Origin of the sequence: Moritella sp. 24, from assembly GCF_018219155.1 — a bacterium.
Classification (GTDB): domain Bacteria; phylum Pseudomonadota; class Gammaproteobacteria; order Enterobacterales; family Moritellaceae; genus Moritella.
Window position 1 is genome coordinate 3766434 of record NZ_CP056123.1, and the last position, 20789, is coordinate 3787222.

A 20789-nucleotide genomic window follows, 5' to 3' on the forward strand; every position below is an offset into this window, starting at 1 on the left:
GTTTATCAATTGATAAGCAGGGCTAATATTTATTATTCAAAGGTGTGCTTTAAATAATTACTTATTAAGTAAATCTTTTACTTCATCATGATTAATATGACGAATATCTTTACCTTTAACAAAGTAAATGATGTATTCAGAAATATTCTGACAACGGTCACCAACACGTTCTAGTGCACGCGCACACCAAAGTACATTAAGCACTTGTGGAATTGAACGTGGATCTTCCATCATGTATGTCATTAGTTCACGAATAATACTTTCGTATTCACGGTCAACTTTAACGTCTTCTTGATATACTTTAAATGCAGCATCAACATCCATACGCGCAAATGCGTCAAGCACGTCATGTAACATTTTAACCGTATGACGGCCTAGATTTTCCATGCTTACAAGTGGTGGTGACTTCTTGTTACGGTTCTCAATCACAGTACGTGCAATACGGTCTGCAACATCACCAATGCGCTCTAAGTCAGTAATGGTTTTAATAATCGCCATCACTAAGCGTAAATCACTTGCCGCTGGTTGACGCTTCGCAATAATACGCGTGCAAGACTCATCAATCGCAACTTCCATTGAGTTAACGCTTTTATCAGTATCGATGATCTTATTCGCAGTCTCAATATCTTGTGATGATAATACTTCAATTGCTGAATTCAGTTGTTCTTCAACTAACCCACCCATCACCATTACTTGATTACGGATGCTTTCTAACTCTGCATTAAATTGGCCAGAAATATGACGACCTAATGTTAAATTATCCATGTGTTGTCCTTGCCTGCGTCTTGACGCTAATTCTTTATGAAATCCAAACTCTTTATCAAATACAAAAGAGCCTTAAATTAACCGTATTTACCCGTAATATAATCTTCTGTCTGCTTTTTAGCGGGTGTGGTAAATAGTGTATTTGTATCTGCATACTCAACAAGCTTGCCCATATACATAAATGCAGTATGGTCTGATACACGCGCTGCTTGTTGCATATTGTGCGTTACAATCACAACGGTGAATTTTTTCTTCAACTCTGTGATCAGTTCTTCAATAACCAATGTCGAGATAGGATCCAGTGCCGATGTAGGTTCATCAAGCAATAAAATCTCTGGTTCAATAGCAATCGCACGCGCAATAACAAGACGTTGTTGCTGACCACCAGATAAGCCAAATGCATTATCATGTAAACGGTCTTTTACTTCGTCCCAGATAGCTGCACCACGCAATGATGATTCAACCGCTTCATCTAAACGACGTTTGTCATTGATACCCTGTAAACGTAAACCATAAATCACATTTTCATAAATCGATTTAGGGAATGGATTAGGACGCTGGAACACCATACCAACATTACGACGTAGTGTTGCAACATCAACATCACGGTCATAAATATTTTTATCGTGTAAGTTAATATCGCCTTTAATATGACAGATATCAACTAAATCATTCATGCGGTTAATACAACGTAATAGTGTTGATTTACCACAACCTGACGGGCCAATGAAAGCGGTGACTTGTTTTTTCGGTATTTTCATACTTACATCAAACAATGCCTGTTTGTCGCCATAAAATAAGTCTAAATTTTTAATTTCTAATGCCGTGTCTTCTGGTGATAAGTTATTAACATCTAGGCTTACTGCATCAGTAACATTTGAACTCATATCAATCATTTTCTTTCCTATTGAAGCAGCCACTTTAGCAGCTGCTTTCCATTTCTAAATCTACAACCTAACGAATCAGTTAGAGGTCTATAGTTCTAAATTTTTGAATTTTTCGCGTAAATGGTTACGCACACCAATTGCCGTTAAGTTTAGTCCGATAATAACCGTTACTAACAAGAACGACGTGGCATAAACTAATGGTCGTGCCGCTTCTACGTTTGGACTCTGGAAACCAACATCATAAATGTGGAAACCTAAGTGCATGAACTTACGTTCAACGTGAATATACGGGAAGTTCATATCAACAGGTAATGTCGGTGCTAATTTAACAACACCCACCAGCATCAAGGGAGCAACTTCACCCGCTGCACGTGCAACCGCAAGAATAAGACCAGTCATAATAGCCGGACTTGCCATTGGCACAATAATACGCCATAACGTTTCAAACTTCGTCGCACCCAGTGCTAGCGAACCTTGACGTAATGATGTCGGAATACGCGATAAGCCTTCTTCCGTTGATACAATCACAACAGGCAACGTTAAAATAGCCAATGTTAATGCCGACCACAATACACCTGGCGAACCAAATACCGGTGACGGTGATGATTCAGGGTAGAACAATTCATCAATTGAACCACCGAGCATGTAAACAAAGAAGCCTAGACCAAATACACCGTATACAATTGATGGTACACCAGCGAGATTAATCACCGCAATACGGATCATTTTCGTTAGACCATTTTTCGGTGCATACTCGTGTAAGTAAATCGCTGCAACCACACCTAGCGGAGTTACAATAACAGCCATCAACATCACCATGAAGATAGTACCGAAGATTGCCGGGAACACACCACCTTCTGTATTTGCTTCACGTGGGTCGCTTGTTACGAAGCTACCCATATTGCCAAACCAATGCGTGATTTTACTCACAATACCCATGTTGTTCGGGTATGTTACTTCAAGCACATTTGCTAATGGAATACGCACTTCTTCGCCGCGCATGTCTTTAACGATAACTGCATCACGATTAGCTTGGTCACGATAACTGAATAATTGCGCTTCATGAATTTGATATTCAGCACGCAGTCCTTCAGAGATCTTGCTATATTTCGTTTCAATTTCGCTAGTCAGTTCACCTTTTAATTCATAACTACGTAATTTTAAGCGAATACGCTCTAATTCATAGTTAACCGAACTGATTTCGCCTTTCTGTAGATCTTGCGCTTTATCGTTTAGTGCAACGGCACGTTCAATCAAAACTTCCAATTGCTCCGCAGAAGTTAAGGTTTTTTTCACCCCATCTTCTTCGACAGCAATCGGGTAGCCATAAAAGTTACCATTCGTAAAACGTTCGAATACAGCCACTGCAGCAGGTGTTGATTGCTGCGTGATTGCCGTACCCAATAACCAGCTGAAATCTAAATCAACATATTCGCGGTTACCCGTTTTAACTAAGATACGCTCAACCGTTTCTAGCGTTGGGTCAATCTTTACACCCGCTTCAAGTAAGCGTTGAATTGGCACAACTTCACGGTCGTAAATTTCACCAATAACAACACGATTTGAACCGTCTTCTAACTGCACATTAAATTCATGAATCTCACTTGGCCAGAAGTACGTTAGACCACGCCATGCGATCAACATTAACAAACCAAGAACTGCAATCAAACTTATACTTACAGCACCACCTGTCATCCATATCCAAGGCGATCCTGAGCGAAACCAATTTTTCATTTTAATATCCTACTTACAAGCCTTAGATTAAATCGCGCTGTATTTTTCACGTAAACGCTGTCTTACGTATTCTGCAATCGTATTGAATACAAACGTCAGAATAAAGAGGACGAATGCTGCTAAGAACAGTACGCGGTAATGTGAACTACCCACTTCTGATTCAGGCATTTCAACGGCAATATTTGCTGCCAATGTTCTCATACCAGAGAAGATATTAAAGTCCATTACAGGCGTGTTACCTGTGGCCATTAATACAATCATTGTTTCGCCAACCGCACGGCCTAAGCCCATCATGACTGCCGAGAAAATACCAGGACTTGCAGTAAGTAATACAACTTTAACCAGCGTCTGCCAACTTGTCGCACCCAATGCCAACGAACCTTGCGTTAAGTGCTTTGGTACACTGAAAATGGCATCTTCAGCAATCGAGAAGATAGTCGGAATAACCGCAAAACCCATCGCAATACCAACAATCAGTGAGTTACGTTGGTCGAAACCAAAGATATCATTGATATAAGCACGTGCATCACCATCAAATACGAGGTCTTCTACAAACGGGCTTGCTAATACTGATAAGTAACCAACAAGCAATAACACAGGCAATAAGATAATTACATGCGCACCCTGTGGGACACGGTTAACAAACGACTGCGGTAAGAAGTGCCAAATTGCAGCGACGAGTACGGCTGAGAATGGTAAGAGCACCGCGATCATCATGACGCCGGGTAAATGCATTTCTACAAACGGGGCTAACCATAGACCAGCAAGGAAACCTAAAATTACCGTTGGTAACGCTTCCATGATTTCAACTGTTGGTTTAATTACTTTACGTAAACCAGAGTTCATGAAGTAAGCAGTATAAATAGCACCTGCTACCGCGATTGGCACCGCAAATAACATCGCATAAAATGCTGCTTTAATCGTACCGAATGTAATTGGCACTAGGCTTAGCTTTGGTTCGAAGTCATCAGATGCAGATGTTGACTGCCAAATGTAATCCGATTCAGGATAACCTTCGTACCAAACTTCTTGCCATAATGCGCTCCATGTTACTTCAGGATGCTCATTCGTTAGCTTATAAAAACCAATACCTTGTTCTGATTCAACGATAAAAGCATTCGCACGAGGAGAAATTGCGACATGCTCCAGTGAACCCATATTAAGGTTCTCATGTAATAGCGTTGTTTCACCTGTCGTATGGAAAATACTTAAGTTATTATCCGCGCCAATAGTCATGAAACCTTTACGCGAAAACTCTGTCGTAATATCAGTCACACTTGCTTGCGCATCAAATTGACGAATTTTAGTAAACTTACGTTCACCATCTTTCGCAACTTCAAACCATTGACTCACGACACCGTTATCGTTAGCTACAAGCAATGAGCTTGCGCCAGTTAACAATGCAATCTGAGTAACATTTTGTTGTTTTTCATTAATATCTAATACTTCAACAATCGAGATATCATCCGTATCACGAATATCATAGATAGATAATTTATTACCACTGCGCATAAAGATAAAGCGGAAGTTAGGTGTTAACAGAATTTGTTCTACATCCGTTGGCATTGATGGCAGCTCAATAATTTCACTGCTCCATTCAAGCTCTTCCGTCATGAAGTTTTCTTCAGCAACATAACGCAGTAATACACCACGGTGATCCGCTGTTACAGCAACAATAGCTGCATCTTCGCCTTCAACTTCGATGGCAATTTTATGTAGCGGTTTACCTTGGCTATCAATTTCAATTGGTTGATCACCAAATGGAAACTTAATTTGAGGTGTGATAACACGCTTATCATTAGGATAAGTGATATCAAAATCCGCTGCTGCAACTAATGCAGTACCATCGTTAAAACCAAAAACGACAGATGCTGATGTTGGGCCAGCTTGACCAAACGACGCAGCTTGCTGTGGTAATGCAAATTGCATTAACTCAACGTTAGGATCTTGAGTGTTAAAGAAGTTAATGCCTAAGTCACTATAACGGTAAGCAATTTCATTTTGCTCTTCCATCGCTAATGCATAAGTATTACCAGCAAAAGACTGACTGTATTGTGCTTTAGACTCTACCTTCGCAGATTCAAAAACCGGATAAACTACATACAGTAAATAGAAAAATATTAACAACAGTGTCATCAGTACAACACCACCGCCCATTTTAATTCCATATTCTGCGAGTTTATCTTTAAGTAAGCGTTTGCGAGAGCCCGCAATCGTTAAAGAAAACTGTTCAGCCATCTCTTCCTCGTATTTAGCTGTAATTAATCACAATCGGATTATATGTAATATTTGTGACAGTTATATGACATCTCTCAACTCTGCTAAATATATTCCAGATTAGCTCGACGAAACACAGATATTTAGCGAAGTAGCCTATATTTATTGGTGCTCTTTGCATATGATATGGCGCATCATATTGAGTGATAATAAATGTTAAAACGAAATGTTTTACATCGAATTTCTTACATAGGGCTTAGTAATGCTTAAACAACTTATCGTAACGCTTATTGGTGATGACAAATCAGGTCTCATAAATAATTTATCGCGTGTCGTCGCCGAACATAAGGGCAATTGGTTAGCAAGTAATATGAGTGAGCTAGCAGGACAGTTTGCAGGCATTTTACAAATTTCAGTCGAAGATGAATATTACCGTGATTTATGTGAAGCATTGAGCCTCATTCCAGGCCTAACCATCAGTTTTGCTGAGGGAAAAAATCAAAACATATGGCACAAATCACCTTGTCTTATTATTCAAGATGTTGATCGTCCAGGTATCATTAACGAAGTATCTAAAGTACTGACACAAAACGACATTGAATTAAAAGCAATCACGACTCACTGTAAAGATTTATGGCAATCAGATAATAATCAATTTTATGCCAAGCTAAAATTAGCCCTGCCAGATAATCTTGATTATGATAAATTTAATATGGAATTAACTCAAATATCAGCAACACTTGAAGCCGAAATGACTGAAGCATAATATTTATCGGACGAATAATACCGATACAAAAACGGCGCCATTACCAATCAATGATAATGACGCCGTATTAGAACAAAACGAGTTGTCATCAACCAGTCATACTATTTCTACAAAGCATAACCAATCAGATAGTCTTCATAAAACATACCTAAGTATATTCTTATCATTAACCCGTTTATGACACATTAATTAAGGTTACTTTACCGTCTTCATCCACTTCAGCAATGTGACCCTTCGGCTCTTCCATTAATAATAACGCCAGAAAGCCTACAATGGCAGTAATTGCAATTGCGTAGAAGAATACTTGTGTTGATACGATAGAGTAAAGCGTTAAGTAAAACACCGCTCCCACGTTACCATACGCTCCCGTCATACCCGCGATCTGGCCAGTTAAACGACGTTTGATTAATGGTACCGCAGCAAATACCGCGCCTTCACCTGCTTGCACGAAGAATGAACACGCCATTGCAGCTGCAATTGCTAACGGTAATGACCATTCAGACGTGATTTGTGACATCGCATAATAACCAACAGCTAAACCTGCAGTGAGAATAAGTAACGTTTTCTTACGACCAAAGCGATCACTAATCCAACCGCCACCAGGACGAGACATTAAGTTCATGAACGCATAAGAGGCCGCAACCATTCCCGCTTCTGCCATACCCAGTCCGAATGTTTCCGCAAAAAATAGTGGCAACATAGAAACAACCGCTAATTCAGAACCAAATGTCGAAAAGTATAATACGTTAAGTACAGCAACCTGTTTAAACTTATAACGTTCTATTTCAGGTACTTTTTTAACAAATACATCGCGGTTTACTTGGTAAGTTTTCCAGACGTCAAATATATATAGCACGCCTAAACCAAGATAAACTGAATCTGTAATTGTTTCGGTAAACATACCGATTTGCAATAATTTCCAAGCCAGTAAACATAACGTTAAATACATTGGCAGTTTCATGAATACAAGTAAAAAGAAATCACCTTTACTTGTTACTTCCATTGCACCGCCTTTTTTCGGGCGGAAATAAGTCGCACCTTTCGGTGTATCTGTCACATTAAAATAATACACAAAACTGAATGCTAAACTCATCGCACCTGTAATTGCGATTGCATAACGCCAGCCATCAGGACCACCAAATAAGAGTGCAACAGTCGGTAATGTAAATGCAGCAACGGCAGAACCAAAGTTACCCCAACCGCCGTATACGCCTTCGGCCGTACCTAGCTCGTTTGCTGGAAACCACTCACTCACAATACGAATACCAACAACAAAGCCAGCACCAATTAAGCCCATCATAAAACGTGCTATTGCCAATTGTTCAAATGTCGTCGCCAACGCAAACATGAAACATGGAATTGAACAGACAGCCAATAACGTAGAGTAAACTATCCGAGGGCCATATTTATCGGTTAACATGCCTATAATCACCCGTGCCGGGATCGTTAAGGCCACATTAAGAATAAGTAACGTTTTCACTTCTTCAGTGGTTAATCCCAAGCTATCTTTAATCGCAAGCATCAAAGGCGCAGCATTAAACCAAACAACAAACGTAATAAAGAAAGCCATCCACGAGAGATGTAATACTTTCATCTTCCCTGTAAAAGACAATATATTAAATTTTTCCTGCCCCATAAAAAATCCCTCTAATATATAAACAAAGTTTAAAAATTTTATCTTACCTAGAGTAAAGCAATACTAAGGCCAACTTGATAAAACAAAGTTAACACATTAAATATCAACAACTTAAGATAAAACCGTAAACATCTAATAGACCTAAAGGGAAAAGTTTGCACCAAGATGGTGACTAAATGTGAGCAATGTATCACTTTACGAGCAATGCATCTAAATTCAGATATAAACGAAATATACCTATTCATCAAAAGGATTCTTAACGATTTAGACTAGTTTGTATTATGTCAGAAAGCAAAAAGCCCGCTATTTAGCGGGCTTTGGATAACTTGCTTTAAGTTGGAATATTACAGAGTAATACCCGCTTTCTTAAGGTCTTTTGATGTTACTGAGTTAGGCAGTGGGATATAACCATCTTTAGCTACAATCTTTTGACCTTGTTTTGATAACATCAATTTTAGGAACTCAGTTTGCATTGGTGATAATGCTTTGTTTGGGTTCTTGTTGATGTAAACATATAGGTAGCGAGACAGTGGGTATTTACCTGACGCCGCGTTATCTAGTGTTGCATCGATGTAGTTAGTACCTTTTTTAGATAATGCTACAGCACGTACACCCGATGTCTTATAACCGATACCTGAGTAACCGATTGCATTTAGTGATGATGATACAGACTGTACAACAGATGCTGAACCAGGTTGCTCATTTACGTTGTTTTTGAAGTCACCTTTACAAAGTGCTTTTTTCTTAAAGTAACCGTAAGTACCTGATACTGAGTTACGACCAAATAATTGAACATCACGCTCAGCCCAAGAACCTTCTAGACCTAGCTCACCCCAACGTTCAACACGGTTACTCTCACCACATTTTAGTGTGCTTGAGAAAATTGCATCAACATCTGCAATGCTTAAACCTTTAATTGGGTTATCTTTATGTACGAATACTGCTAGCGCATCGATTGCAACACGGATTGCAGTAGGCTTGTAACCGTAACGTTTTTCAAACGCTTCAATTTCTTTCGACTTCATTTTACGGCTCATCGGACCGAACTGTGAAGTACCTTCAGTTAAAGCAGGTGGTGCAGTAGAAGAACCAGCCGCTTGAATTTGTACATTTACACTTGGGTAAGTATGTTTGAATTCTTCAGCCCACAACGTCATCATGTTTGCTAATGTATCTGAACCAACTGTAGATAGGTTACCTGAGATACCACTTACTTTTTGATATTCTGGTAATTTAGGGTCTAGACCTGCTGCAAATGCGCTTTGTGAAGCGATTGCTGTCATTGAAATCCCTAATGCTACAACAATTTGTTTAATATTCATTTTTACTTCTCCAAGTATAATTTTTTATTGCGTCTCTATGGACTACAGATAATAACTTTTGTAGATAATAACTTTGTATCTCGTTTCTGTGACTACAAGTATTCAATAAAGTGATGACAATAATATGAATGAAACATGACGGTTTGATGACAGTGCACAATTTATTACAAATAAAACAGCATTAATGACAAATAGCCGCTAAATTCTCGACAAAAAAAAGCCCATCACAATTAGGATGGGCTAATAACGACACTAAATAATAGTATTTTAATGACGTTTAATACGTACAACCTGTGGTAACGAGAAACTAAAGCAACTACCTTTGTCAATCTTACTTTTAATTTGCAACAAGCTGTCATGGTTCGTTAATACATGTTTCACGATCGACAGACCAATACCAGAACCACCAGAGTCACGCGAACGTGCATCATCGACACGATAAAAACGTTCAGTTAAATGATGTAAATGTTCAGCAGAAATACCGTCACCATTATCTGTCACGCTAAATAAGCCACCTACCGATGTTTTTTTCCATTCCACGACAACAGTGCCGTTTTCAGGTGTATAACGCACCGCATTATAAATCAAGTTAGATACAGCACTGCGTAATTGTGATTCATCACCAAGCGCAAATAAACCATGCTCAATATTGAATTCGACAGTGAGCGCTTTATCGGCGCCTAAAATTAAGACTTCTTGCTCTAGCATCGACAACATAAAGGGTATATCGACTTGTTTTTCAAAATCGACTGCTTGCGCAGCTTCAATACGCGATAACGCTAATAACTGATTAACTAAAGAATCCATTCGTGCAGTTTGCTCTGACATCACCTTATGTGCACGGGCAAACATTTTATCCGACTCATCAGGTTCAAGCATTTCAAGGTAACCCTTTAATACTGTCAGTGGGGTACGTAATTCATGAGATACATTCCCCATAAAATTACGCCTTACTTGTTCAAGCTGACGTAACTCAGTAACATCACGCGCCACCAGCATTGATTGATCGTCAGTATAAGCCATCACACGAATTTCTAATGTTTTGGCATTATGAACAGGCGATGTGATCTCTAACGGCTCTTGATACTCTTTGGAATTCAGGTACTGAATAAAGTCCGGTGTTCGGATCAAGTTACCAATATGCTGATTCGCATCTTCCGGCCACTTTAATCCAATCATTTGCTGCGCTAATTTATTACACCACATAATAGAGTAATCGGTATCTAACGCGACAACCGCATCCGGCATCGCTTCTGCACCTTCACGAAAACGACGGATTACAATACGTAATTCTTTACGTTTACGCTTATGCCTACGCTGTAAACGATAGATACCATTAAAAATAGATTCCCAACTGCCTTTACCTTCGGGCGGAGTGGCACTGCGTCCGACCCACAACCATTTATGCAATATATACTGACTTCGGTATAGCCAAACAACATGTATTGCTGTCGCAATGAGTAAGCTTAATGTTATGTTATCAATAACTAAACCAACAAGAAAAAACGGAATATACCAATAAATCAGTCGCCATAAGCCACTGACAAAAACGTTCGTCTTATTCATATTGAAACTTCAACTCTAATGATTAACGTATCGAAAAGCGATAACCTGCACCACGAACTGTTTGTACATATTTATCATGCTCGCTCGGTGTTAATGCTTTACGCAGACGACGGATATGCACATCAACCGTACGATCTTCGACATACACATTCATACCCCAAACATTATCTAATAACTGCTCTCTGCTATATACACGCTCTGGATGTGTCATAAAAAAGTGCAATAATTTAAACTCTGTTGGACCGATATCAATCACAGTATCATTCGCTGATACACGGTGAGCAACAGGATCAAGCTGTAGGCCACTAATATCAATCACTGAATCTTGTGTCATCGGCGCAACACGACGCATTACTGCGTTTAATCGTGCTATTAACTCTTTTGGTGAAAATGGTTTAGTGATGTAATCATCTGCCCCTACTTCCAATCCTTTAACTTTATCTTCCTCTTCGCCACGCGCAGTTAACATCACAACAGGAATCGATGATAAATGTGGTTGAGACTTTAAATGTTTAATATATTTAATGCCGCTACCACCCGGTAGCATCCAATCTAATAAGATTAAATTAGGATAAGGTTCGACAAGTCGCTCTACCGCTTCGTCATAATCCCCAGCTTCAATAACATCGAATCCTTTCTGCTCTAATGCAAAACACAGCATTTCACGGATCGCTAATTCATCTTCAACTACTAAAATTCGCTTAGACACTTTAAATATCCTTTACTATTCATCCCTTTATTAACTGTACCCAGTCAGCAAAAGATTTATATTTTAATGATGAAAGACCCATTTATCTTTCGACTTTAACTGAAAGAGATTATCAGCTCAATATGTTTCAGAATTATTACACCAATGAATTTTTTATTAAAAATACATTTCACATCGAACAAATGTCATGAATTGCATATAAATATAGTATTTAATTAAAACAATGATTTTAATAACTAAAACATACTTATAATAAGCTCATTATAAAAATCAATAACGTTCACACTGCTTAAATTAAGATTTTGATAAGTATACGCTTAAGCAGAGCCAAACTTGTATTTCCAACCTCCTTGAGTATACTGGTTATCCAAACAGTTGATACCAAGGTCCTGCTATAATGTGGTTTAAAAACTTACTAATTTATCGTTTCACTCGTCCATTCGAACTAGATATTGAACAACTTGAAACCAAGTTAGCGGACTTCCCGTTTACCCCTTGCGGTAGTCAAGATTTATCAAAGTTCGGCTGGATCAAACCACTGGGTAAATCAGGCCAAGCGTTAACACACGGCATCGCAGATAACATACTTGTCTGTGCTAAAAAAGAAGATCGCGTACTACCAGCATCTGTTGTGAAAGACATGCTACAAGAAAAAGTAGACACGATTGAAGCAGAACAAGGCCGTGGTCTAAAGAAAAAAGAAAAAGACGCATTAAAAGAAGACATCGTTCATCAGTTACTACCACGTGCATTCCCACGTAGCAGTCAAACTTTTGCTTGGATCTGTCCTTCGCAAGATTTATTAGTCGTTGATGCATCAAGTGCAAAAAAGGCCGAAGACTTAATTGCTTTATTACGTAAATGCGTTGGTAGCTTACCTGTTGTTCCTGTTGCCTTAACGACGCCAGCAGATGTAACCATGACAGAATGGCTAAATAACGGCAGTGCAGCTCCGGGGTTTGAATTAGGTGACGAAGCTGAATTACGCTCTGCACTTGAACACGGTGGTATTATCCGTTGTAAAGAACAAGACTTAACCAGTGAAGAGATCCAACATCACCTTAATGCTGATAAATTGGTGACTAAGTTGGCCCTAGACTGGAGCGAATCGCTTTCTTTCTTACTGGGTGAAGACATGTCTGTAAAGCGTCTTAAATTCAGCGATCTTATTAGAGAGCAAAACGACGATGTAGCCACTGATGACTACGCGGCGAAATTTGATGCTGACTTTGCTTTGATGACCGGCGAGTTAATGCGCTTCATTCCAGACCTAATCACTGCTCTAGGTGGTGAAGAAGCAAGTGCTAAATAAATAGCACTCTTATTATGCAGCATATCTCCTCAGGTATGCTGCATACTTCTTCTATCTTCTATCTTCTATCTTCTATCTTCTATCTTCTATCTTCTATCTTCTATCTTCTATCTTCTATCTTCTATCTTCTATCTTCTATCTTCTATCTTCTATCTTCTATCTTCTATCTTCTATCTTCTATCTTCTATCTTCTATCTTCTATCTTCTATCTTCTATCTTCTATCTTCTATCTTCTATCTTCAGTATTAATCTCCTGCCAGCCCCATTTATACCTAAACTTTCGTTTGAATTACTCATTTAAACTCTGTATTTCCCCCTTCAATCCGCATAATTAACATGACAAGAGTGTCACAATTGCTATTTCAAGGTGCTAAAAGAGTCATAAACCGCCGATTTAAGCTACAATTTATAACGTTCAACAATAAACATTGAAAATAAACGATAACAAATAAACATTCAAAAACAGCACCTTAAATATTAATGCGTATTTTTTATGACATTAAAAAATCACTGTAATATTTCTGTCACACAAGTTTGTTCTAATCCCTCTCGTCAACTAACTGAAGCAAATCTGTCAAGAGCGACAGATAAAACGGTACCTAGAGATGAAAAACAACGAAGCAAATGAATTGAACCCAAGCACAATGCAAAAAGTATTCAGCTGGGTAAGTGTAGCCGCATTGGTATACTTCGTATTAGTAGCAGTATCTACAGTAAGTGGAGGCTTTAAAATGTTCTCCGGTGGTAGTGCTGGTGCAGAACAAATTTTCGCTTTCGCAACTAACCCATTCGTAGCTTTATTATTGGGTATCCTAGTAACAGCATTAGTACAGTCTTCAAGTACAGTTACATCAGTAATTGTTGGTCTTGTTGCTGGCGGCCTGCCAATTTCAATTGCAATCCCGATGGTAATGGGTGCAAACATGGGTACGACGATTACAAATACGTTCGTAAGCATGGGTCATATTCGTGACAAACAAGAATTCCAACGTGCATTTAGTGCAGCAACAGTACATGACTTCTTTAACTTACTTGCGGTAGCTATCTTCCTACCACTAGAAATTGCATTTGGTATCCTTGAAAAAATGGCTACCTTCCTAGCAGATTTCTTTGTTGGCGGCAGCAGCTTAAGCATTAAAGAATTCAACTTCATTAAACCGTTAACAAAACCTGCGGTAAACCAAATTAAAGAACTCGCTAGTGCATTACCAATTGAAGGTAATACAGCAGGTCTAGTAATGGTATTCATCGGTATCTTCATGATTGGTTTCTCTGTTACCTTCCTAGGTAAAGTATTGAAATCAGTAATGGTTGGTCGTGCTAAAGCAGTATTACACGGTGCAATCGGTCGTGGCCCTGTAAGTGGTATCCTATCTGGTACAGCGGTAACAGTAATGGTGCAGTCATCATCAACAACAACAAGCTTGATGATTCCATTAGCAGGCAGTGGTGTATTTACAACCCGTCAAATCTTCCCATTCACTTTGGGTGCGAATATCGGTACGACGATTACAGCATTACTTGCAGCAACATCTATCAGCGGTGAGTTCGCAGAAGTAGCAATGACGATTGCGCTGGTGCACGTTATGTTTAACGTATTCGCTGTTGCACTTATCTACGGTATCCCAGCATTACGTGAGATTCCAATTAAGTGTGCAGAAGCACTAGCACGCCAAGGTACTGAAAATAAATTCATCGCTTTTGGTTATGTAGTGGGCGCATTCTTCGCACTACCTGGTCTGATGATTGTGTTTAACTAAACAAAGCATAAATGATGACTGTAAATAATTAGCCATCATATTTAAAAGCTCAGACTTGTTCTGAGCTTTTTTGTATCTGCATTAAAGTAAGCCCCCTTTGCAATATCCTCTTCGAATAAAGCATGATCTAGATCAATGTCACATCACATACCAACGCGTAGAATCGCGAACCTTGATGCCCTTAGGGTATTCCCTGACTTGAACTCAGACACAAATTGAGGTTGAAATGTTTACTCCAGAATTACTTTCCCCTGCAGGTTCACTAAAGAACATGCGCTATGCTTTCGCTTACGGTGCCGATGCTGTTTACGCTGGCCAACCACGTTATAGCCTACGTGTACGTAACAACGAATTTAGCTTAGAAAACTTAGCAATTGGTATCAATGAAGCACACGCACTTGGTAAACAATTCTATGTGGTTTGTAATATCCAACCTCATAACTCAAAGTTAAAAACCTTCATCCGTGATTTAACACCTATCATCGCAATGAAGCCAGATGCAATTATCATGTCTGATCCAGGTCTGATCATGATGGTACGTGAAGCTTTCCCAGATATGGTTATTCACCTTTCAGTACAAGCAAACGCTGTAAACTGGGCAACTGTAAAATTCTGGTACACGCAAGGTATTAAACGTGTGATCTTGTCTCGTGAACTATCACTTGATGAAATTGAAGACATTCGTTTCCACTGCCCTGACATGGAAATAGAAGTTTTTGTACACGGTGCATTATGCATGGCTTACTCTGGTCGTTGCCTATTGTCTGGTTACATTAACAAACGAGATCCAAATCAAGGTTCATGCACTAATTCATGCCGTTGGAAATACGATGCACATGATGCTACCGAAAATGAAACTGGTGATATTGTTGCTACTGAACCAGAAATCTATATTCCGGAATCGCCAGAGCCGACGTTAGGCGAAGGTAAACCGACTGACCAAATCTTCTTATTACAAGAGCAAGGTCGTCCAAATGAATATATGCCTGCATTTGAAGATGAGCATGGTACTTACATCATGAACTCAAAAGACCTACGTGCTATCCAACACGTTGAGCGTCTAACTAAAATGGGCGTACATTCATTAAAAATTGAAGGTCGTACTAAATCGTTCTACTACTGTGCACGTACTGCACAAGTATATAAGCAAGCGATTAATGATGCAGTTGCAGGCCGTGACTTTGATCCATCACTATTGCGTTCACTAGAACACCTTGCACACCGTGGTTACACAGAGGGTTTCTTAAGCCGTCATACACACGATGCATACCAGAACTACGATTACGGTTACTCGATCAGTGAAACACAGCAGTTTGTTGGTGAATTCAATGGCCGTAACGATAAAGGTCTTGCTGAAGTCATTGTTAAAAATAAATTCCTAGTGGGTGATTCACTAGAATTAATGACACCACAAGGTAACCTAACCTTCAAACTTGAAGAATTAGAAAACCGTAAAGGCGAGTCAATGGAATACGCACCAGGTTCTGGCCACATTGTTTACTTACCAGTACCTGAAGAAGTAACACTAGATCACGCGCTACTGATGCGTAACTTTGCCAATAGCGAAGATACTCGTAATCCGCATAAATAATCCATTAGGATAGAAGTAACCTTATGGCATTATTAATTAATGATAAGTGTATTAACTGTGATATGTGCGATCCGGAATGTCCGAATGGCGCAATTACATTTGGCGCAAAGATTTATGAAATAGACCCGCTATTATGCACTGAATGCGTTGGTCATTATGATAAACCGACCTGTAAGACTGTTTGCCCGATTAACTGCATTATTACCGATCCGGATAATGTAGAAAAAGAGGAAACATTATGGGAAAAATTTGTGATGATCCAAGACGCGACAAAGGCAGCACGCTAAGTAAATAACGCTGTCGCATCAATACCAAAAAGGCGAGTAATTACTCGCCTTTTTATTTATCTATCAGCCCCTTGCAGTACGGTATAACCAATCTTCTTGTAATAAAGCCGTTAATACATGATCTTGCCAACACCCTGCAATTTTAAGATATTTCCGCGCATAACCTTCACGTTCAAATCCCAGCCTTTGTAATAATGCACCACTGCGTTCATTCTCTGGAATATAGTTCGCCATCACCCGGTTTAGTCCTACATTTGTATACATAAAGTCCAGAGCACATTGCAAAAACTCGACCATCAAGCCCTGCCCTTCATACTCCTTTGAAATTGAATACCCGAGGTAGCATGATTTAAAGACACCTTGAATAATATTACTGAAATTAGCCACAGCAACAATTTCAGATTGATCTGGGGTCATCGCAATAAAATTGATGGCGCTAGCATCATTAAACTCTGTATGAATCTGATCTATGCGGAGTAACCACCAACGTAACGTGTAATAAGCATCACTTCTAGTGGGTTCCCAAGGTGCTAAATGGCTCTGATTGCGTAGATAATACTGACGTAGTAACTCGGCATCACGCGCCACCGCCATACGGATAACTAAACGGTTTGTTACAAATTGCGGAAATTTTGATGACATCCAACACCTCAGCTAAACTAGATCGCACTCGATCAAATTAGGCGAGATGTAACCTTGTTGAAGATAGTAAACCACCATTATCGACCAACTGCTTCATCAAGCCTAAATTAGCCAGTATACGTTCTACTAATGGTGTTTCAAATGGATAATAGCGTTCTTTACAATTATTCACTGATTCAATTGTGGCTACGCTAAAATGTTCTAATATCAAGCAGGTATTATTTTTACAGAAATTTTCCATCCAGAGCGCTGTCGATGAGTAGGCCCCACGACAATTACTACTCACCCTTAGTATCGCACTTGGTAATAAAGGTAAATTATCATTTTCACAAAAAGCATAAAAATTATCTAAGCTTTCTTCTTCCCACTCAGGGCTAACAACAATAATCGCATCTGCCGTTCGCATTAACTGTGCTGTAGCTTGCCATTCATCTTGCCAATCATCAATTTCATTTTTTATCGCTTTATCCCATATCGGTAAGGTTATTTTAACAAAGTCTAATAAGTTAACTTTACTAAATAACTGCGACTGCTCGGCTAATTGCAATACTGATTGTGCAATTTTAATGGTTGTCGACCTATTTCTGGAACTGCCACTAACAACAACTAGTCTCACTTTATGCTCCTTGCATCAAAGGTATTCACAACTAAATTACGGCCATATCCATATGGCGTTAAGGTTATAGAATCATAATATGAGGGAACGGTAAGGTCGGTCTATAGCGATAACATAAAGCAATACTATAACCATACTAAGGCATGACAGCGGAGCGTGGGAAAAGCGATAGTAATAAGTTTAACCCCCACACTCATAATATAAGCATGGGTATGTTCAATTATCAGTTTACACATTTAATGGATATTAAGCGTTGGCTTTTTCTTGCGTACTCATTTTCGTTTCAGGTTCAACCAGCCCTTGCTGAATGAACTCCGCAAGATAAGACAATAATGTTGTTGCCGATTTTGGTAATTCATCGAGATCAAAACTATCAAGCATGTTTTTTACTTCAAGGCCTAACTCAGTATCACCTTCAATTTTTAAACGACGCTGGAAAAACAAGGTATCAGGGTCTTCTTTACGTGCAGTAATGAGTACTAACTCATTTAAGTTACCTTTAAAACTAACATCTGCCGCATCCGCTTTTTCTGCGATAACAAGCTTATTATTCTGGCAAGTGATAAACCAATTAATGCCTAAATCAGTAATTTCAACTTGTAGCCATTTTTGCTCAAGGAACTCAAATTCATCATCCTCTAACCCTTCAGCAAATACACGATTAAGCACTTGTGAAAGTACTTTTTCTTGTAATGAAAAAGGTAAAATTTTAGCGGGAATTGCTAATAACCCAGGTACAGTGTGTACCAACTTACGGTGTAGAGTATGTAACATCCGGTAATGACCCTTGAGTAAAAACACCATTTTAGCCTGCTATCTCCCGCTGTATCCTAAGCAAAGTCAATTTAAAGTAGATTAACTAAGATAATCCTGCCCTAAATCAAATCCAATAAAACGCCAATCCCTTACAATTTTTCTCAAGATTCATCGTGCAAGATACTATAACAATGGAATTACTCTGCCCTGCTGGTAACTTACCTGCATTAAAAACCGCTGTCGATAATGGCGCAGACGCGGTTTATATCGGTTTTAAAGACGACACTAACGCTCGTCACTTTGCTGGTTTAAACTTTACTGACAAAAAACTCGATAAAGCTGTCGATTATATTCGTAGCCATGATCGTCATCTTCACGTTGCGATTAATACATTTGCTCACCCAGGAAAATTAGAACGCTGGGAGCGCGCAGTCGATCGCTGTGCAGATATGGGAGTAGATGCCGCGATTATCTCTGATGTTGCAGTTCTTGATTACGCAACGAAGAAATACCCGGATTTAGAATTACATTTATCTGTTCAAGCATCTGCAACGAACGTTGAAGCAATTAACTTTTATACCAACAATTTTAATGTCAGCCGAGTTGTATTACCCCGTGTTTTATCTATTCACCAAGTAAAACAATTAGCCCGTAATACCGATGTAGAATTGGAAGTGTTTGCCTTTGGTAGCTTATGTATCATGGCAGAAGGCCGCTGTTACCTATCCTCTTATCTAACAGGCGAGTCACCTAATACTGTCGGCGCTTGTTCTCCTGCAAAATACGTACGCTGGGAAGAGACAGAGCAAGGTTTAGAGTCTCGCTTAAATGGTGTGCTTATCGACCGCTACCAGCCTGAAGAAAAAACAGGCTATCCAACCCTGTGTAAAGGCCGCTTTAATGTCGATGGCAAAGTATTCCATGCCCTGGAAGAACCAACGAGTTTAAATACGCTTGCACTCATACCTGAACTTGCCAAGGCAAATATATCAGCGGTTAAAATTGAAGGTCGTCAACGCAGCCCTGCTTATACAGAACAGGTGACTAAAGTATGGCGTGCCGCAATTGATCGCTACCGAAAAGACCCAGAAAAATATCAAGTTGAAGCCGCATGGAATAAACAACTTGATCAGCTTTCTGAAGGGACGAGTACAACATTAGGTGCTTACCACCGAGATTGGCAGTAATTAAGATTGGTAGCAACCTTGGCTACCAAACAGATACTGACCGCACCTATACTTGAAAAGCCTTTACGGGTAACAACTTAAGCTGGCAATGAAAGTCAGCAGCGAGAGTAACAATGAAATACGCATTAGGACCAATCTTATATTATTGGCCAAAACAACAAGTCGAAGATTTTTATGCTGCAGCCGTTAACTCAGACGCTGATATTATTTATCTTGGTGAAACGGTTTGCAGTAAACGCCGAGAATTAAAACCGAAAGATTGGTTAGGGCTAGCAAAAGAAATTGCCGACTCTGGTAAACAAGTCGTCATCTCAACGATGGCGCTATTAGAAGCACCATCAGAGGTGAACATACTACGTAAGTACTGTGAAAATGGTGACTTCATTGTAGAAGCAAATGATTTTGGTGCGATTAATTTATTAGCTGAAGCCAAAACCCCCTTTGTTTGTGGTCATGCCCTCAATGTTTATAACGCACAAGTACTGCAGCTATTAGTGAATAAAGGCATGCAACGCTGGGTAATGCCAGTTGAATTGTCACGCGATTGGTTAATGCAGTTACAAGAAGACAGCCGATTACTTAATATCCGTGATCAATTCGAAATAGAAGTGTTTGCTCACGGGCATTTACCACTGGCCTACTCTGCTCGTTGCTTTACCGCACGTTCAGAAAATAAAGCGAAAGATGATTGCGAACTTTGCTGTATTAATCACGCCAATGGTAAACCCGTATATAGTCAAGACGATAAAGAGCTGTTTACCATTAATGGTATTCAAACCATGTCGGGATATAAATACAATTTATTAAATGATGTGGCAAGTATGCATGATTTAGTCGATGTGGTACGCGTCAGTCCATTAGGTGACTCCGCATTCCAAACTGTGGCTCAATTTAAACAAGCAGCAGAACAAGATATTAAGTTTGACCTGCAATTAGATCGTGAATGTAATGGCTATTGGCATCAAATTGCCGGATTAGACACAGTTACGAGCTAAAGCAACCCCTATCCCTCCCTTTTTAAATGGGAGGGGACGTC

At 39.4% G+C, this 20789-nt stretch carries 18 protein-coding genes; 7 read left to right on the forward strand and 11 right to left on the reverse strand.

The genetic code is table 11. The features are described from left to right. Positions 1 to 57: 57 nt before the first annotated feature. From phoU to HWV00_RS16765, 4 genes are all read right to left on the reverse strand, one after another. The gene (gene phoU, locus HWV00_RS16750) at positions 58 to 765 is read right to left on the reverse strand and encodes a phosphate signaling complex protein PhoU (protein ID WP_211683167.1); all 708 of its coding nucleotides are present in this window, start codon (positions 763 to 765) and stop codon (positions 58 to 60) included. Between the two features lie 77 nt (positions 766 to 842). After that, positions 843 to 1661 (reverse strand): phosphate ABC transporter ATP-binding protein PstB, encoded by an 819-nt coding sequence (gene pstB, locus HWV00_RS16755; protein ID WP_211683169.1) that lies wholly within the window; start codon positions 1659 to 1661, stop codon positions 843 to 845. Between the two features lie 78 nt (positions 1662 to 1739). Then, a complete protein-coding gene (gene pstA, locus HWV00_RS16760) occupies positions 1740 to 3386 on the reverse strand; it encodes a phosphate ABC transporter permease PstA (RefSeq protein WP_211683171.1) in 1647 nt (548 codons plus the stop codon). A 27-nt stretch (positions 3387 to 3413) separates the two neighbouring features. After that, on the reverse strand, positions 3414 to 5624 hold the full coding sequence (locus HWV00_RS16765) for an ABC transporter permease subunit (protein WP_211683173.1): 2211 nt from the start codon (positions 5622 to 5624) through the stop codon (positions 3414 to 3416). 241 nt (positions 5625 to 5865) lie between these two features. Here HWV00_RS16765 and HWV00_RS16770 point away from each other — a divergent pair, with 241 nt between their 5' ends. Continuing rightward, a complete protein-coding gene (locus HWV00_RS16770; protein ID WP_211683175.1) occupies positions 5866 to 6369 on the forward strand; it encodes a glycine cleavage system protein R in 504 nt (167 codons plus the stop codon). A gap of 175 nt (positions 6370 to 6544) precedes the next feature. On the opposite strand, the gene HWV00_RS16775 is transcribed toward HWV00_RS16770, so the two are convergent. The 4 genes from HWV00_RS16775 to phoB form a co-directional block, all read right to left on the reverse strand. Next, a complete protein-coding gene (locus HWV00_RS16775) occupies positions 6545 to 8005 on the reverse strand; it encodes a NarK family nitrate/nitrite MFS transporter (protein ID WP_211683178.1) in 1461 nt (486 codons plus the stop codon). Positions 8006 to 8349: 344 nt separating this feature from the next. Further along, complete coding sequence (locus HWV00_RS16780; RefSeq protein ID WP_211683180.1) at positions 8350 to 9327, reverse strand: PstS family phosphate ABC transporter substrate-binding protein; 978 nt, start codon at positions 9325 to 9327, stop codon at positions 8350 to 8352. Between the two features lie 267 nt (positions 9328 to 9594). Further along, positions 9595 to 10893 carry a phosphate regulon sensor histidine kinase PhoR gene (phoR, locus tag HWV00_RS16785; RefSeq protein WP_211683182.1) on the reverse strand — a complete coding sequence of 433 codons (1299 nt, stop codon included), beginning with the start codon at positions 10891 to 10893 and terminating at the stop codon, positions 9595 to 9597. A 22-nt stretch (positions 10894 to 10915) separates the two neighbouring features. Beyond that, positions 10916 to 11602 (reverse strand): phosphate regulon transcriptional regulator PhoB, encoded by a 687-nt coding sequence (phoB, locus tag HWV00_RS16790; RefSeq protein ID WP_211683184.1) that lies wholly within the window; start codon positions 11600 to 11602, stop codon positions 10916 to 10918. 397 nt (positions 11603 to 11999) lie between these two features. On the opposite strand from phoB, the gene rdgC reads away from it, so the two are divergent. From rdgC to HWV00_RS16810, 4 genes are all read left to right on the forward strand, one after another. Beyond that, positions 12000 to 12914 (forward strand): recombination-associated protein RdgC, encoded by a 915-nt coding sequence (rdgC, locus tag HWV00_RS16795; protein WP_211683187.1) that lies wholly within the window; start codon positions 12000 to 12002, stop codon positions 12912 to 12914. A 644-nt stretch (positions 12915 to 13558) separates the two neighbouring features. Next, entirely contained in the window at positions 13559 to 14674 is a 1116-nt protein-coding gene (locus HWV00_RS16800) for a Na/Pi cotransporter family protein (protein WP_370630523.1), read from the forward strand. A gap of 226 nt (positions 14675 to 14900) precedes the next feature. Then, entirely contained in the window at positions 14901 to 16265 is a 1365-nt protein-coding gene (yegQ, locus tag HWV00_RS16805; protein WP_211683191.1) for a tRNA 5-hydroxyuridine modification protein YegQ, read from the forward strand. Positions 16266 to 16288: 23 nt separating this feature from the next. Beyond that, positions 16289 to 16552, forward strand: coding sequence for a YfhL family 4Fe-4S dicluster ferredoxin (locus HWV00_RS16810; protein WP_211683194.1), 264 nt, complete (start codon positions 16289 to 16291; stop codon positions 16550 to 16552). A 63-nt stretch (positions 16553 to 16615) separates the two neighbouring features. On the opposite strand, the gene rimJ is transcribed toward HWV00_RS16810, so the two are convergent. The 3 genes from rimJ to HWV00_RS16825 form a co-directional block, all read right to left on the reverse strand. Then, positions 16616 to 17194 (reverse strand): ribosomal protein S5-alanine N-acetyltransferase, encoded by a 579-nt coding sequence (rimJ, locus tag HWV00_RS16815; protein ID WP_211683195.1) that lies wholly within the window; start codon positions 17192 to 17194, stop codon positions 16616 to 16618. Between the two features lie 37 nt (positions 17195 to 17231). Then, entirely contained in the window at positions 17232 to 17810 is a 579-nt protein-coding gene (locus tag HWV00_RS16820) for an NAD(P)H-dependent oxidoreductase (RefSeq protein WP_211683197.1), read from the reverse strand. Positions 17811 to 18056: 246 nt separating this feature from the next. Next, positions 18057 to 18584, reverse strand: a complete 528-nt coding sequence (locus tag HWV00_RS16825) for an SCP2 domain-containing protein (RefSeq protein ID WP_211683199.1) — start codon at positions 18582 to 18584, stop codon at positions 18057 to 18059. Between the two features lie 173 nt (positions 18585 to 18757). Between HWV00_RS16825 and HWV00_RS16830 the strand changes: the two genes are divergently transcribed. Continuing rightward, positions 18758 to 19753: a peptidase U32 family protein gene (locus HWV00_RS16830; RefSeq protein ID WP_211686647.1), complete on the forward strand. Its 996-nt coding sequence runs from the start codon at positions 18758 to 18760 to the stop codon at positions 19751 to 19753. A 113-nt stretch (positions 19754 to 19866) separates the two neighbouring features. Further along, the gene (locus HWV00_RS16835; RefSeq protein WP_211683201.1) at positions 19867 to 20748 is read left to right on the forward strand and encodes a U32 family peptidase; all 882 of its coding nucleotides are present in this window, start codon (positions 19867 to 19869) and stop codon (positions 20746 to 20748) included. Positions 20749 to 20789 lie beyond the last annotated feature (41 nt).

What these genes read in the sequence shown, in the direction of transcription:
- phoU (WP_211683167.1), bottom strand. Translation starts at nt 765, where the DNA reads ATGGATAATTTAACATTAGGTCGTCATATTTCTGGCCAATTTAATGCA.
- pstB (WP_211683169.1), bottom strand. Translation starts at nt 1,661, where the DNA reads ATGATTGATATGAGTTCAAATGTTACTGATGCAGTAAGCCTAGATGTT.
- pstA (WP_211683171.1), bottom strand. Translation starts at nt 3,386, where the DNA reads ATGAAAAATTGGTTTCGCTCAGGATCGCCTTGGATATGGATGACAGGT.
- HWV00_RS16765 (WP_211683173.1), bottom strand. Translation starts at nt 5,624, where the DNA reads ATGGCTGAACAGTTTTCTTTAACGATTGCGGGCTCTCGCAAACGCTTA.
- HWV00_RS16770 (WP_211683175.1), top strand. Translation starts at nt 5,866, where the DNA reads ATGCTTAAACAACTTATCGTAACGCTTATTGGTGATGACAAATCAGGT.
- HWV00_RS16775 (WP_211683178.1), bottom strand. Translation starts at nt 8,005, where the DNA reads ATGGGGCAGGAAAAATTTAATATATTGTCTTTTACAGGGAAGATGAAA.
- HWV00_RS16780 (WP_211683180.1), bottom strand. Translation starts at nt 9,327, where the DNA reads ATGAATATTAAACAAATTGTTGTAGCATTAGGGATTTCAATGACAGCA.
- phoR (WP_211683182.1), bottom strand. Translation starts at nt 10,893, where the DNA reads ATGAATAAGACGAACGTTTTTGTCAGTGGCTTATGGCGACTGATTTAT.
- rdgC (WP_211683187.1), top strand. Translation starts at nt 12,000, where the DNA reads ATGTGGTTTAAAAACTTACTAATTTATCGTTTCACTCGTCCATTCGAA.
- HWV00_RS16800 (WP_370630523.1), top strand. Translation starts at nt 13,559, where the DNA reads ATGCAAAAAGTATTCAGCTGGGTAAGTGTAGCCGCATTGGTATACTTC.
- yegQ (WP_211683191.1), top strand. Translation starts at nt 14,901, where the DNA reads ATGTTTACTCCAGAATTACTTTCCCCTGCAGGTTCACTAAAGAACATG.
- HWV00_RS16810 (WP_211683194.1), top strand. Translation starts at nt 16,289, where the DNA reads ATGGCATTATTAATTAATGATAAGTGTATTAACTGTGATATGTGCGAT.
- rimJ (WP_211683195.1), bottom strand. Translation starts at nt 17,194, where the DNA reads ATGTCATCAAAATTTCCGCAATTTGTAACAAACCGTTTAGTTATCCGT.
- HWV00_RS16825 (WP_211683199.1), bottom strand. Translation starts at nt 18,584, where the DNA reads ATGTTACATACTCTACACCGTAAGTTGGTACACACTGTACCTGGGTTA.
- HWV00_RS16830 (WP_211686647.1), top strand. Translation starts at nt 18,758, where the DNA reads ATGGAATTACTCTGCCCTGCTGGTAACTTACCTGCATTAAAAACCGCT.
- HWV00_RS16835 (WP_211683201.1), top strand. Translation starts at nt 19,867, where the DNA reads ATGAAATACGCATTAGGACCAATCTTATATTATTGGCCAAAACAACAA.